At 39.8% G+C, this 15,759-nt stretch carries 9 protein-coding genes and 1 pseudogene; 2 read left to right on the forward strand and 8 right to left on the reverse strand.

From position 1 onward, the window contains the following. Positions 1-105: 105 nt before the first annotated feature. From AAC851_RS02855 to AAC851_RS02870, 4 genes are all read right to left on the reverse strand, one after another. On the reverse strand, positions 106-2,745 hold the full coding sequence (locus AAC851_RS02855) for a bifunctional aconitate hydratase 2/2-methylisocitrate dehydratase (RefSeq protein ID WP_004638647.1): 2,640 nt from the start codon (positions 2,743-2,745) through the stop codon (positions 106-108). A 259-nt stretch (positions 2,746-3,004) separates the two neighbouring features. Beyond that, positions 3,005-3,391 carry a hypothetical protein gene (locus AAC851_RS02860; RefSeq protein ID WP_004638645.1) on the reverse strand — a complete coding sequence of 129 codons (387 nt, stop codon included), beginning with the start codon at positions 3,389-3,391 and terminating at the stop codon, positions 3,005-3,007. A gap of 166 nt (positions 3,392-3,557) precedes the next feature. Beyond that, on the reverse strand, positions 3,558-8,066 hold the full coding sequence (locus AAC851_RS02865) for a translocation/assembly module TamB domain-containing protein (RefSeq protein ID WP_340600462.1): 4,509 nt from the start codon (positions 8,064-8,066) through the stop codon (positions 3,558-3,560). 46 nt (positions 8,067-8,112) lie between these two features. After that, positions 8,113-10,818, reverse strand: coding sequence for an autotransporter assembly complex protein TamA (locus AAC851_RS02870; RefSeq protein ID WP_340600463.1), 2,706 nt, complete (start codon positions 10,816-10,818; stop codon positions 8,113-8,115). A 163-nt stretch (positions 10,819-10,981) separates the two neighbouring features. On the opposite strand from AAC851_RS02870, the gene AAC851_RS02875 reads away from it, so the two are divergent. Together AAC851_RS02875 and coq7 are read left to right on the forward strand one after the other, a co-directional pair. Then, complete coding sequence (locus AAC851_RS02875) at positions 10,982-12,304, forward strand: MFS transporter (RefSeq protein WP_340600464.1); 1,323 nt, start codon at positions 10,982-10,984, stop codon at positions 12,302-12,304. 3 nt (positions 12,305-12,307) lie between these two features. Then, positions 12,308-12,943: a 2-polyprenyl-3-methyl-6-methoxy-1,4-benzoquinone monooxygenase gene (gene coq7 / locus AAC851_RS02880; RefSeq protein ID WP_075315736.1), complete on the forward strand. Its 636-nt coding sequence runs from the start codon at positions 12,308-12,310 to the stop codon at positions 12,941-12,943. A gap of 43 nt (positions 12,944-12,986) precedes the next feature. Here the strand turns inward: coq7 and AAC851_RS02885 are convergent. The 4 genes and pseudogenes from AAC851_RS02885 to AAC851_RS02900 all read right to left on the reverse strand — a co-directional run bounded on the left by AAC851_RS02885 (position 12,987) and on the right by AAC851_RS02900 (position 15,753). Then, positions 12,987-13,538, reverse strand: a pseudogene (locus AAC851_RS02885) (DUF2799 domain-containing protein). Positions 13,539-13,577: 39 nt separating this feature from the next. Then, positions 13,578-14,012 carry a 2-amino-4-hydroxy-6-hydroxymethyldihydropteridine diphosphokinase gene (locus AAC851_RS02890; protein WP_004638639.1) on the reverse strand — a complete coding sequence of 145 codons (435 nt, stop codon included), beginning with the start codon at positions 14,010-14,012 and terminating at the stop codon, positions 13,578-13,580. After that, positions 13,969-14,349, reverse strand: a complete 381-nt coding sequence (folB, locus tag AAC851_RS02895) for a dihydroneopterin aldolase (protein ID WP_004638638.1) — start codon at positions 14,347-14,349, stop codon at positions 13,969-13,971. Before folB ends, AAC851_RS02890 begins: the two co-directional genes overlap by 44 nt. A 105-nt stretch (positions 14,350-14,454) precedes the next feature. Beyond that, complete coding sequence (locus AAC851_RS02900) at positions 14,455-15,753, reverse strand: ABC1 kinase family protein (protein ID WP_005081125.1); 1,299 nt, start codon at positions 15,751-15,753, stop codon at positions 14,455-14,457. Between the last annotated feature and the right edge of the window lie 6 nt (positions 15,754-15,759).

The raw sequence follows: 15,759 nt of genomic DNA on the forward strand, positions 1-15,759 counted from the left end.
AAGGGCTGATTACTCAGCCCTTATTCTAGCTTTTTGCTCAAGCAAATCATAGATTTGCTCTTGCGCTAGGGGAAAAGCCTTTCGGCTTTTCTTGATCCTAGCTCATTAAGTCAATTGAGCAGCTTGGATTTTCTTAGTATCAACTTGATCAGCTTCTTTTGTATATTCACTCATCTTGTCGAAGTTTAAGTATTTGTAGATGTCAGCAGAAGCGCTGTCGATTTGCGACGCGTACTGTTGATATTCTTCTGGGCTTGGTAATTTACCAAGTACCGCAGCTACAGATGCAAGCTCAGCAGAAGCTAAGTAAACGTTTGCACCTTGACCTAAACGGTTCGGGAAGTTACGAGTAGAAGTTGATACACATGTTGTGTTCGGCGCTACACGTGCTTGGTTACCCATACACAATGAACAACCTGGCATCTCTGTACGCGCACCAGCACGACCATAGATGTTGTACATGCCTTCTTCCATCAATTGATGCTCGTCCATACGAGTTGGTGGAGCCAACCATAAACGAGTAGATAATGAACCACTTGGTACTTTATCTAACAATTGACCCGCTGCACGGAAGTGACCGATGTTGGTCATACAAGAACCGATGAATACTTCATCAATCTTGTCGCCTTGAACGTCAGAAAGAAGTTTCGCGTCATCTGGATCGTTCGGGCAGCAAAGAATAGGTTCTTTGATGTCAGCAAGATCGATTTCATATACTTTTGTATATTCAGCATCAGCATCAGCTTTTAACAAGCTTGGGTTATCTAACCACTTCTGCATGTTTTCAGCACGACGAGCAAGTGTACGAGCATCGCCATAACCTTCAGCGATCATCCACTTCAACATGGTGATGTTAGAACGTAAGTATTCAGCAACTTTCTCTTCAGAAAGCGTGATAGAACAACCAGCAGCAGAACGTTCAGCAGATGCATCAGAAAGTTCGAATGCTTGCTCAACAGTCAAGTCATTTTCCATTTCTGTTAAATCGATCTCAAGGATACGACCAGAGAAGATGTTTTTCTTACCTTTCTTCTCTACAGTTAAGTCACCAGCTTGAATCGCGTAGTAAGGAATCGCATGTACAAGGTCACGTAAAGTGATACCAGGCTGCATTTTACCTTTGAACTTAACAAGTACAGACTCAGGCATATCCAGTGGCATAACACCTGTTGCTGCTGCGAATGCTACAAGACCTGAACCCGCTGGGAATGAAATACCGATTGGGAAACGAGTATGTGAGTCACCACCAGTACCTACTGTATCTGGAAGTAACATACGGTTTAACCAAGAGTGGATAATACCGTCACCAGGACGTAAAGATACACCACCACGGTTCATGATGAAATCAGGTAATGTATGGTGAGTTGTTACGTCAACTGGTTTTGGATACGCAGCTGTGTGACAGAAAGACTGCATCACTAAATCAGATGAGAAGCCCAAGCACGCTAAGTCTTTTAACTCGTCACGAGTCATAGGACCAGTTGTATCTTGAGAACCAACAGTCGTCATCTTAGGTTCACAGTAAGTTCCTGGACGGATACCTTGACCTTCAGGAAGACCACAAGCGCGACCTACCATCTTCTGAGCTTGAGTGAAGCCTTTACCAGTGTCAGCAGGTTGTACTGGCGTACGGAATAAAGTAGAAGGCTCAAGACCTAATTCTTCACGCGCTTTCGCAGTCAAACCACGACCAATGATCAGGTTAATACGACCACCAGCACGTACTTCGTCTAAAAGTACTGGAGTTTTAAGTTCAGATTCAGCGATTTGAGCGCCGTCTTTGAACGCTGTAACTTTTGCTGCAGTGTGATCAATTTTCAATACAACTTCGTCGCCCATGTTCATGTTTGCAACGTCGATTTCTACAGGTAATGCACCTGCATCTTCCATTGTATTGAAGAAAATTGGAGCGATCTTAGAACCTAAGCACACACCACCATCTTTTTTGTTTGGAATGTGTGGAAGTTCGTCACCGAAGAACCAAAGTACAGAGTTAGTTGCAGATTTACGAGAAGAACCTGTACCAACAACGTCACCCACGTAAGCAACTTGGTTGCCTTTCGCGATCAATTCTTTGATTTGGCTTAATGGACCAACTTCACCTGGTTTTTCAGGATTGATACCATCACGTTCGTTTTTCAACATTGCGTTAGCGTGTAACGGAATATCTGGACGGCTCCAAGCATCCTGCGCTGGAGACAAGTCATCAGTATTCGTCTCACCTGTTACTTTGAACACAGTGATTTTGATTTCTTCTGGAACGTCTGGACGGCTTGTGAACCATTCAGCATCAGCCCATGATTGTAATACTGCTTTTGCATTTACATTGCCAGCTTTTGCTTTATCAGCAACATCATGGAAGGCATCAAATACAAGAAGTGTTTTCTTCAACGCTTCAGCAGCTAATTCTGCAAGTTCAGCATTGTCTAAAAGTTCAACTAGCGGTGCTACGTTATAACCACCAAGCATCGTACCAAGTAAGTATACGGCACGCTCTTTAGTTACAAGTGGAGAGGTCGCTTCGCCTTTTGCAATCGCAGCTAAGAAAGCAGCTTTTACATAAGCAGCTTGGTCAACACCAGCTGGAACACGGTTTTCAAGCAAGTCAACTAAATATGCTTCTTCACCTGCTGGTGGGTTTTTTAATAATGCGACTAGTTCAGCAGTTTGAGCATCATCAAGTGGCTTCGGTGGGACTCCGAGTGCGGCACGTTCTTCAACGTGTTGGCGGTAAGCTTCTAGCACAGTGTTATTCCTCTTCTTTAAAAAATTACTTGTAAGTTCCAGCTTTCTACAAGCTTTACAAGTAATGTGGACAGCAAAATTTTACTAGACTTCGCAATAAAAGTTAATGCAACTGCCGTATATCTACGTGATGACCATTATTTTATAGCGAAATGTTGCACCCTTTTAAATACCGCTTTGGTATTAGGTCAAAGTCCAGTAAAACAATAAATTAGACCCATAAAAAAAGACAACTGGTGTTGTCTTTTCGGTGAATACATTAAAATGATTTATAGTTTGGAAGCTCATCGTGTGGTGTCGCTAAACACTGCTCTGTGAACTTTTGCTTCATTTCATCACGAATTGCACTCGGATCAGACTTCAATTGATCGACTGGTATCTCATACACTTCATCTATGATCTGCAAGATGAATTTATGAATGGTTTTATCTTCAATTTTTCCCGCATGTTCTATTGCTTGCTGTTTCTCAATTGCATTTTGACGATCTAATGTAATTGAACGCGCTGCATTACCTACACTAACACAAAAACCATGCCATTTCTCTTCTGGCGTTAATGGCTTTTTGTCTGCACATCCAACCAAGACCAAACCTATTGCAATCAACAAAACTTTTTTCATCATCATACTGCGGTTAATTTGATGCACACATCATACTCAAAGCGAGTTATTTTGCAAAATGAACGATTTAAAATATCGCTCATGGTAATAAAAACATACAAATTACTAGGGCATATTTACGTTTCACAGATGCTTGTGAAAGTCTCTAATATAAAAAACCTGCTTTATTGACTAAAACAGGTTTTTATTAAAGTTAGAATCGCCAGTTGTAGAAAACGTCAATTGCCCGCTCTAATGATTGACTCGCTTCCAAATATAAACGGCGATTCATCTGGTAACGTAATGTCAATTTATTCACAGGTGTGAAGACACCAACACCATAACGAATAAACAGATCAGGTGTGATGTAGCCTGTTAAACTCACCTGTGTATCATCACCTGTTCCTTGAGCATCAAGTGCTAAACCACTTAATCCAAAAGTTCGCCCAATCTGATTGGTTAATGCACGTGTACCACCCAAGCCCATACTAATACCTGCCGCAGCAATCGTATTATTAACATCAGATTTAAATCCTTCGGTATTTCTTAAACCACTACCACCTTCATTGATGCGACCCGTTAATAAAGCATTGAGTGCTTCTTGTTCAGATAAACCTGCATCATTATAAATTTGCACGTTTGGTACAGTCGCTGTACCCGCGACACGCACCCCCACCATACTGCCTTGCACTGACTTATTGGCATCGATATCAAGTGTCGGGTTTGCAAGTGGTCCGTTAAAACGTGCAATCGCGCGATTCAGATCTAGGCTTTGACCATAGGCTTCAATTTTAACTTTCTGACTGACACCTATTGCACCATTGGCACGCATAGCCGTTTCTAAACCACGTTGTGACAAATGTAATCGGCCCACCAAAGGAATGTTACTTTCAAAACCTTGGAAAATAACTTGATTCCCCAACGTGACTGTCATGTCAGCTCGAATATCCCACGGTTTTGCTGCTCTTAAGGTCGCAAGTAAATCTTGGCCTTGACGCACCACACGCACATCTGGAGAGACATTGACCACAGTCGCCGAGCTTTCAGGCATTGATATACGTGCACGAGGTACATCAATCGTTCCTCTCAAACTCAAACGCTGATCAAATGGGTAAACATCTAAGCTCAAGTCAGGTTGCACAATCGCAGTGATCATTGGTGCTTGACGAACCAACAAATTATCGCCTTTTAAGGTTAAAGATAAATGAGGATTATCTTTCCAATCAAAGCGGCCTTTTATTCGCCCTACACCTTGACCACTATTAAATGCTCCATCAATACTTGCAGTATCTTGTCGGATGGATGAGTAAAGCTGCATATTGGTGAGATTGACAGGAAGCGAAATCATACTAATCGCCCCATTCTTCAAACGCATTTCACCTGTAAATTGAGGCTGTGTTAGTGTGCCGTTGATTTTTCCAGCCAATGCTAAAGTTCCAGCCATCGAACGTACATCTTTGATAAATGGTTTAAAGACTTTAAGCTGAACATCATCAAAAGCAATCTCCCCACGCATCGGCATACCCGTTTGGAATGGATCAATTACTACATTGGCATAGCCCGTACCAATATCAGGAGTTTTCATATCCACACGGAATAACAGACCGTCACTGATACTTTTAGCAATCAGGCTTAACTCATCATACGTTACTGTCGTTGCTGGATCTTGAGGGTCTTCAGCTGCTAACCCAATTTCACCTTTGCGCGTTACTAAACGTGAATCTAACTTAGGTCGAGTGCCTTTTGCCCATGATGCTTTTGCATAACCATTCAACTGACCTGTCACTGCAATACCTTCTGGCATAAATGCCGCAAAGTCTTTTAAATCAAGATCCTTGGTAACAAATGAAAAATTGCCTTTTTCTGGACTAATTCTGGCAGGTTGATCTAAACATAATTGACTCTCAGCACTTTGCCAACAATGTTGACCAACATATAATTCTGTTCGTGCGGTAGTGTATATCACAGGTGTATTTTGATTTTGTACCAAACTCACACGACGTGAACTAAATTTACCTTTTTGGATTTGTCCAAGCCAATCATTATTCTGATTAAAGCCACCCGCGAGCTGAACATAGAAATTAGTACGTGCATTTTTTGTTTCAAGTTTTAATAAATGCGCTCTGCGTGTGCCTGTTAAATTCAGGGTCGCATTTTCTAATTCTCGTTTACCGCTTCGCAACTGGTCTATAGTTGCGGTTAACTGTGTTGGTGTTGTTTCAGAAGTCGGCAACTGACCTTGAATACGCAAAGATTTAACGCTCGCCAAATCATTAAAAGCGAAACCATCGACTACAAGATTTGCAGTTGCGCTCAAACGTGGTTGGGACTGAACATTTAAGCTACCATAAGCACGCCCACGCAATCCTGGATACAATTCATATAAAGCAGGAGCATTCACTTTAAAGCGTAAGCTTTGCGCATTACCCGTCGCTTGCAACTGATTCTGACCATAAGCAAAAAATAAATCATTGGCTTCAAATTGTTGTGGTAAGAAACCTGTTTGATTCGAATCCAGTAATAAAGACAAGTTGCCACGACCACGTACTGGTCTATTGTTTAAAAAACCTGCCGCATTGAGCTGACGAATATCAATACGTTTAACTTTATCAGACCAAACACCTTGAGTTTTAACATGTCCCGAGACTTCACCTTTTAAACTTGAAACAAAGTACTGCGGTTTAAAACGGACGAGAGATGTCTCTATATTCCAGCCTATCTTATCTTGTAAATCAACCGTGCCTGTAGCAAACAGCTTTCCAGCTACACCATCATGCTTTAATTCATTGATCTTTATATTGGTTGGTGTACCTGCGATATTAATTTTTAGTAAACCATTCCCTTGATTTAAAGCATTTAAAGAACCATCGTAATCAACTGCGAAACTCTTAAAACCACCGCCAGCTTGAACATCATCAAACATCAATGCGGTAGTTGCCTTGCCTTGCAATACAACTGTTTCTTTTTGATTTGCTTGAGCCAACTGCCCTTGCAAATCAATCCGTTCAAATTGAATAATTTGCCGATTTGGTTTGGCAAAACCAGAAGCAAGTATTTCACCATTTAATAGATTGACAGGTGCAGCCAGAGCAACCGTTTGTGGATTAAAATCTTTGGCTTTAAGTTGAGCTTGCCAAGCCAACTGCTGTTTATCTGTTGGAAGCTTAACCTTTGCCTGACCATCTAGGCGACCTTTCTCAGCAACATAACTAAAGTTTTCAACATTGAGTAGGCTACCTTTTAAATCAATATGCGCATCGTATTTACCAGCGGGTAAAAGCCCTTGTTCATGTGGACGTACCGTAGTCGCTACATAGATATCTTGTTGATCATCTTTTAAAGTGATATTGGTATGCCCTTCAGCACTACTTAACCACCCGATATAAGGAACTGCACGATCTATACCTTGCCAAGCAACATCTAATAGCATCGGTTCGGGTTGATTATTCTTCTGCTCCGATTGATTCAATTTTACTTGCCATGTTTCGTATTTATCAAACGCAAGTTGCGCATTGACTGACATACCATTTTTCAACATACCCGTTGAACTAATGTTTGCATCCAAACTTGGCGGCAGAAAGTCTTGCGCAATCTGAGGCAAAATTTCATCTTTTGCATTTAAGCGATCTAAACGTCCTTTTAAATCCCATGAGACATGATCTTTCCAATTGACTAGACCCTTCAAACTGACAGAACCACCCATCAACTGACCATTGAAGTCCTGAATGTTGAGTTGATCCGTCAAATCCGTTTCCATCAGCGCATTATATTTACCCTCAGGAATCTGTTCGCCTTTCAAATCAGTATCTAAACTCAAAACGAGTTTTTCTATATTTCCTTTGAATCTTGCAATACCATCTTTCGCAAAAAGTTTCTGTTCTTTTAAAATTGGCAAATGATAATTTCTAAAAAACAATTCACCTTGCATCGGCACTTGATCCCGCACCAGATGAAGCACAGCCCACCCAGTGAGCAAATCTGGAGTCAGTGTCGCTACACCAGCTCTCAAAGTGTCTAGGCTACCTGTCGCTACCACTTTAATTGTTTCAATATCAATACTATTTAGTGCAGGAATTATCAGGTCCGCTTTAGCATTTAATGGATACTTGCCACTAAAATCAATTTGACCAGTTGCATCTTTAACTGCCAAATACCCCATATCCATACGGGAATCTTTAAATTTAAGTTTAGTCTCTGACCAAAGTGCATCTTTTAGATATATATCATCAAAATTGATTTTTGCAGTCGCAGTTTGAATTTCCAAATGATCTAAGGATGCCTCATCAATACGCAAAATAAATGGCAGCTTGATCGGGTCAAATCCAAAGGGTTCACCAGATGGTGGTTTCTTGTTAATAATTTTGAGATTGGCTACATCAGCATGACTTAAATGTATTTCTTTCTTTAAAATTGCTCTCCAACCTAAAGAAACATCGGCACGATCTAAGGAAACATCAACTGCCTCTAACTGCACTAAAACATTTTTGAGAATAATGCCTCTTAATAAATTACCGCTTTCATACTCATAATGAATGATTTTTTGGGTTTGCAAAACACGATCTAAGAGGAAACGACTTCCTTTATCGGTTGACATCATCACAAGTAAAGAGCTGACCAATAACAGAAGGATGATCAACACCATCAGCAAAATACTCCGAAGAATACGCCGTTCCCGTTTTGGACCTGTTGAAGGTGTCTGTTGCTGCTCTACTTCTTCCGTCATAATTAACCCGAAATCATTTCCCCAGTAAAAGGGCTATTAAAAAATTTTAAAGTTGCGGTCCGATAAAGAAATGCAATCGAATCGGACGATTATCATTTGAGATTCCAGATGCCACATCTAAACGAATAGGTCCAATTGGTGACCTCCAACGGATACCAACCCCCACACTATATTCAGTCGGGTTACTAAATTGTTTATCAAAAGCATTACCAAAATCAGAGAAAACTGCAGCGCGCCAACCATCTTTAAATTGATAGTTATACTCTAAAGAACCAACACCCAGTGCTTGCCCCCCGATCTTATAACCATCTTCTTCTGGTGATAAACTCTTATAATCGAATCCACGAAGTGATTGGTCACCACCTGTAAAGAAGCGCAAATTATATGGAACCTTATCAAAGTCATCAGTGAAGATATAACTTGCGTCCCCACGCCCTACAAATTGGTGATTGTCATTTTCGCCCAATGAATAAATAAATCGCCAGCCCGCAGTTAAAATCGCCATATTGGCATCTGAAAGAATCGATTCAGTTCCCAATTCCACCTTATAGGTCTGTTTAAAGCCTTTAGTTGGGTTTAAACGAGTATTAGAATTGGTTTTAGAAATCTCGTAACCGAGTAATAAAGACTCTTGTTCAGAGTTTGTACCCGCTGACCTAAAAGCATCAGGTAGTTCTGAAACATCAACATCACCTTTTCCGGTGAGGCGATCTAAACGATAACGTAGACCAAAAGTATGTTGCCAATCCCCTAGTGGATTTTTAATTACCCGCTCACCACCAACAACCGCAGACTCAACTAATAATTCAACATTTGGTCCAATATTGTCACGGGTTTCGCGCTCATAACCACCAACAAGGTTAAAATAATCGTTAAGCGGATGCTTATAAGGGATGCTATAGCGACCATCAATGGATTGACGGATTTCAGAAACTTCAATATTGGCATCAAAAGAATGCCCATGTTTGTTTACAAAAGCACGGCGATACTGACTACGGATACGTGCGCCTGTATCAGTACCATAACCGACCCCTGTCTCAATCGTATTGAGACGATCCGCATTAAGTGTTACAACTACGGGGATCTTCTTTTCAAGCCGAGCTTGTTCTTCTAACGCTTGACGCTCTGTCTCATCATTTTGAATATTTGGCATGGATCGCGCTAAGGAATAAGCAGGTGTTGGCTCACTGCCAGAGAATTGTGACTCATCGACTACATCTTGGGTTACTTCTTCAGCAGAAACAACTTGCTGCCGCGCGATATCTGCTTTTTGTTGAGCACTAAATAACTGAGACTGTTCAACCCGTTGTTGATCAACCAAAGCCTGTAAATCAGGTGGTAAATCTAAAGGCGGTTGAATTGCATCAGGCTTAATAGTATCAACAAGTGTGTAGTTAAAATAACGCGTATTGGTTAAGTTATTTGCCAATACATTGACACGCCAGAATGCGTAATCATCACCATCTTTCCATGGAGCAAGACTATCCAGCACTTTTTGAGTAAGCGGTAAAGGCTTGCTTGGATCACTCATTTTATACTCAACAGCTTTTAGCTTATAACGCTCACCTGTGTCGTATTTTAAGTTAATTTCTGCGGTCTTTTCAGGTTGACTGATTTTAACGTCATGTAATCGCCAATAAGCATCAAAATATCCATTGTCTGAAGCTGCATTGGTAATTTTGGTTTTAGTCGCCTCATATTTACCGTGATTAAAAATATCACCTTCATCTTGTTCTGGAATTAAACGAATAACTTGAAATTGAGGTGCGTTTTCACCCTCACCTGTAAATTCAATATTCTGTTTATCAATCTTGACTGGTTCATTTGGTTCAACCGTCACTTTCACCCGACTATCGCTCAGCTTTTCAAAACTAAAGCGTGCATCATAATAACCAACTGCTTGTGCAGCCTGATTTGTCAATGAACGAAGCTGTGGTAAAGCAATATTGAAATCTTCAAATGCTTCTTGGGTAAAGCTTGAAAGTTTTGCTTTGATATTGGTCGCTAACGCTGGTGGAGCGCCTGATACATCAGCACTGATACGAGGAACTCTTTCCGCGCCGAGTAAATTTTCAGGTCTAAAGCGATTGACTATACGTTTAAAAAAGCCAGCTTTTTCTTCTACTTGCTCTGTCTTTGGTTGTAGCTCAGCTAGAGTTCTTCCTGATTCATTTGCCTCAACAATAATCTGGCTATCCGCTTGGATCTCTTGCATTAATCGATCAATATTAACTGGTGGGTTACTGATCTCTGTTAATTCAGATTGTGATGCTTCATTTACAACAAGCTCAGGATTTTTAGCTACATTCTCTCGATAAGCCAATGCATCATTTTTGGCTTCTTCAGCAATTTGAAAAATCTCGTTCGCCATATTCTGATCTAAAGCGATCACAGGAAGATGCTCTAAATTTTCATCTAATTGAATTGGTTTCAGCGTATCAATTTGACTTGGAGCTTCTTCTTGTTGTTTAAGTGCAGCAACACTATCTTGCGCAGGATTGTAATATTCTGAAGATAAATTAAATGTTTCATAAGGAATTTCAGGTGAAGGAATCGACTTCACTTGATCTTTCATTCGTTCTATTGTTGAATTTTCAGCCACAACAATAGCTTCTTCGTCGGCATAAGCTACTGATATACAATAGCTAATCAAAAAACCACTACAAATAAGTTTAGGAAAGCTCTGCATTTTAAATATTAAATGCATAGAATGAACCAATGTTGACTGTTTAAACTTAGATTTAGATGGCATGTAGGTCTCTAAACATACTTTTTTGATTTATCGTTTCTGATCGATGAAAACAACCTCAAATTGTTGATTTTCATCCAATCAAACATTAAAAGTATCATACATGTATTTCTCAGTCTTTTTACAGATCGTCACATTTTTTTATAAATCATAATGAAGTGAACACATGATGAAACAAGATGAACAGTTAATGACATCACGTCGGTTTGCCCCAATGTTTTTCACTCAATTTTTTGGTGCGTTAAACGATAATGTTTATAAACAAGCGCTCCTTTTGGTGATTACATATGGCTGGATTCAACAACAAAGTGCAGCAGTCAGTACACTCAATAATTTAGCCGCGTTACTGTTCATTTTGCCCTATTTCTTTTTCTCCGCCACAGCAGGTCAAGTTGCTGATAAATATGAAAGATCCCAACTCGTCCGCTTTCTAAAGCTACTTGAAATCGTCATCATGATGATCGGTACAGCTGGCTTTCTATTGGGTAATTTATGGCTATTATTATTTGCTTTATTTTTAATGGGGACACACTCAACTTGTTTTGGTCCAATTAAATATGCAATTTTACCAGAAATTCTAAAACCTCAAGAACTCATGTCTGGAAATGCGCTTTTTCAGTCGGGTACATCGATTGCAATTTTGTTTGGTATGATCCTTGGTGGAGCTGTTATTGCTTCCTCCGCAGGTAACTTATTGTGGATTAGTATTACAGTTTTAATTATTGCTTGCTTAGGCTATTTAGCAAGTCGCTTTATTCTCCCGCAAAAAGTTGCTGCCCCTGATTTAAAGATAGACTGGAACTTTTTCCGTACCAGTTTTCAAACCATCAAATATGCCAAAAGTATCCCTATTGTTTTCACCGTTTTATTAGGAAATTCTTGGTATTGGTTCTATGGTGCAACTTATCTCACTCAAATCCCACAGCTTACGCAACAAAATCTACATGCCTCTGAAAATGTAGTGAGCTTATTACTCACCTTTTTCTCTGTTGGAATCGGGATTGGGTCTTTATTGTGCCGACGCATCGGTGGCTCTGAAATTAATATTAAAATGGTCCCTTATGGTGCTATCGGTTTAACCGTATTTGCTTTCTACTTAGCAGCAAGTTTAACTTTTGTACCAGAGCGCACTGGTGAGCTGCTCGGTTTAGGTGACGTATTTTCTGGAGGTGCTGTTTATTATCACGTTATGCTGGCTGTTACACTATTAGGTATTAGCGGTGGATTTTACATCGTGCCTTTATATGCCATGATGCAGGCTTATTCACCTCGCTCTCATCGCGCACGCGTTGTCGCCGCTAATAATATATTAAATGCTGTATTTATGGTCTCTTCAGCAATTTTCTCAATTTTAATCTTAAGCATTTTGAAAATTGATATTAAAATCTTATTTAGCATTACTGCTGTTCTCAGTGCCATTTTTTCATTTTGGTTATTAACACGCCTGAAGCCATTACTGAAAAATGCACCTACTACATTAGAGGATTAATCCATGCGTCACTACACAGGTCTGGATCAATTGATCAATTCATTTGACCAAGCATTACGCAGTTTAGTTCCAGGGGCAACAACTTCTCAGCGCAGCAATCCAGCAAACGATGAAGCCTCACAACTTTGTGTCAGTGATGCTCGCCATGTTGCAGGTTTAATGCGTGTCAATCATAGTGGTGAAGTATGCGCACAAGCGCTTTATCATGGTCAAGCACTCACCGCTAAATTGCCGCATGTCCGTGAAGAGATGCAACAAGCAGCCATTGAAGAACAAGACCATCTCGCTTGGTGTGAAGATCGTTTGAAAGAATTAGACAGCCACACCAGTGTATTAAATCCAATTTGGTATGGTTTATCTTATGGTATGGGCGCAATTGCAGGCATCGCAGGTGATAAATATAGTTTGGGCTTCGTAGCTGAAACTGAACGCCAAGTAAGTCAACACTTACAAGAGCATCTCCAACAATTACCTGAACAAGATCAACGCTCGCGTAAGATCCTTGAGCAAATGAATGAAGATGAACTACACCATCGAGATACTGCATTAAAAGCAGGTGGTGTGGATTTGCCTGTACCAGTGCGCATTACCATGACAGCTATTTCTAAACTAATGACTAAAACCAGTTATTACATCTAAAAAAACAATGGCGTTATATAAAGATATAACGCCAACTTATCAATCACGGCAAACCGTGTTCTGCTTTAAAACGCTCTAAATTTCGAACCGCATCCTGATAACGGAACTGTACACGATTACGATTTGATCGTAGATCAGATAAACGTTTCTTATATTCATCTCGATCTTTAGCTGATAGGTCTTTACGTTCCAACTCTCGCAAATAATGGCTCACATCACTCTGAGAACGATTAAACTCCGAATTTGCTTGATAATATTCGTGTGCGACTTGATAGTAAGGACGTAATGTCTCACGCTTTTCTATCGAACAAACTCGATAATCACCACGCCCTTCTAAGGCTTCATTGAAAATGGATTCAGGTCTACAGTAATATCACAATCCTTTTTGATAGCCTTTTTCGTATAAAGCTTGGTTCGGAACCACATTGGCTTTCTGACAAGAAGAATAATATTTATCTAAACGAGATTCATATCCAGCTGAGCCATCTTTTTCACCGACACTCAACCAGTTTGCTGTTTTGCATTGCTCAACACTCATTGCCGCACAGCCAGATAGCAAAACCGCCATAATAGAAATGGAAACAAGAGTTTTCATCACGTTATTCCTGTTGTTATCATGTTAATTTTAAATAAATTAAAGTGTTATAATCGGATATTTTCTGTTTTGATCATATTGTAATATCTGATTTGGCCACAACTCATACAAAGGAATCTTTACATCTAAAGCAAGCGGTAGTTTTTTAGGATTAAATTGCATCTGATCTAAACTTTCGCCCCATGCAATCACATCGATATCCAAACTAATATGATGCGATGGACGGACACGCCCAGATTGTTGTTCCAATTTTTTTAATATATCAACAATTTCATCAACACTTAAATGGCTTTTTAATAAACATGCCGAATTCCAATAATCAGCACCCACCCCATCACGACAAGGGATTTCATAAATTGAAGAAAACTCAACTGTTCCTAAACTCATAATTTGAGCGTAAGCAAAATTGAAATTTTCTAATTGTTGAACATTACTCGCCAGCGCGAGCGCAAAAATCGTTTCTGTTGCGATCAAGGCGAATTCCTACTGCATTTGCTTGTGCAATGATGGCTGGTTTACGGATTGTAATGCTAATAGAATCAATTGAAGGAAACGTATTAAACAAGACCTCTAGTACCAACTGAGCAGCATGCTCAATCAGTTTAGGTTTTGCATCTTGAATCACTTGCGCAGCAATCTCACAAATCTGAGCATAGTTAAGAGTATCTTCTAACTCATCTGATCGAGCTGCTTGTGACAGATCATTATGAATAGTGAGATCAAGCATTAACGGTTGAATAATTTGGCGTTCCCAGTTGAAACAACCAATCACGGTATCAACCTTTAAACCTTCAATAATAATGGCATCCATCACTTAACATCTCATCTATTTAAACCATTACTAATTTTGAGTAAATGAAATCCCCCTTATAAAAAAGGGGGATAAAACAACAATTATCACTTTACGTTGAAATTTTTAGTGCTTTAACAACGAAGCAGGTTCGATATTGTGAACCATTTTCAAACGCTGGTCAGCATAAATATCGGTATATGGTGCAAGAACACGCATGAAACGATCAAAATATAACATTTGCTTGAATAATAACGCGAAGTCACGAGGGAATTTGATGCCATGACGTTCACCAACAGCCACCATATCCATCATAATATCATTCAAGTCTGCTGGATTTGAGCTTAAAATTTCCTGTGGATCAGCCAATAATACGCCACTAAATAAACGCTCTAAATCTGCTGCAAGAACTTGGGTATCAATCTTCTGATTGGTCATTCCCATTTTGAGCATGTTTTCAGCCATGGCAATGTAATTGGTATGCTGTAAGGCATCCATAAACGCCATACAAGCAGTCCACACTTCTGGATTTAATTGACCGACAATACCGAAATCAATAAAACCAACACGACCATCTTCAAGCAACATCAGATTGCCTGCATGTAAGTCCGCATGGAAACTTTTACACAACATCAGACTACCAAACCATGTATTCATTGCTGTGATTAATACTTGTGTTGGGTCTTTTGCATATTGTTTTACCACGTCAAAATCTGTGAGTGGCACACCATATAACCGCTGCATGGTTAAAACACGGCGTGTAGAAAACTGGTGATACACTTTTGGAGCTGTCGCAGCTTGATTGCCCGAAATATTCAGATATTGCACAAAATCATCTAAATTTTGTGCTTCTTCAATAAAATCAACTTCACGCACCATACGTGTTTTGATCTCATCCACAATTTCAGATAAAGATGCAAATTTGATTTTTGGTACAGCTTTTTCTAGAAGTTTGGTTGCCCAGTGCACCACATTTAAATCAGTATATAAAATGGTTTCAACACCGGGTTTTTGTACTTTTAATACAACATCTTCGCCTGTAACCAATTTGGCAGCATGAACTTGGGCAATTGAAGCTGAAGCTAATGGATTCTCATCAATAAAACTAAAAATCGAGTTTAAATCTTTCCCCTCAAACTCCTCAGCCAATACCTGCTGAATATAGCTAAATGGTAAAGTTGGAGTTTGATCTAAACATCCCTGAAACTCTTGAACGTACTCACGTGGAAATAAGGACGGCGTACTCGCAATAAACTGCCCTAATTTAATATAGGTTGAACCTAATGATTCGAAAGTTTCTCGCATTAATTTTGCATTACTAGGCTTCTCAGTTGCATATTTGACACCTGCTTGTGCTGCAACAATCACTGTTTCACCTATACGTGCAACAGATCGTAATCCATCAACTAAAATATTTCTTTTCATAATCTT

Origin of the sequence: Acinetobacter sp. HZNU-JH01, from assembly GCF_037996845.1 — a bacterium.
In the GTDB taxonomy this organism is placed as follows: Bacteria; Pseudomonadota; Gammaproteobacteria; order Pseudomonadales; family Moraxellaceae; genus Acinetobacter; species Acinetobacter haemolyticus.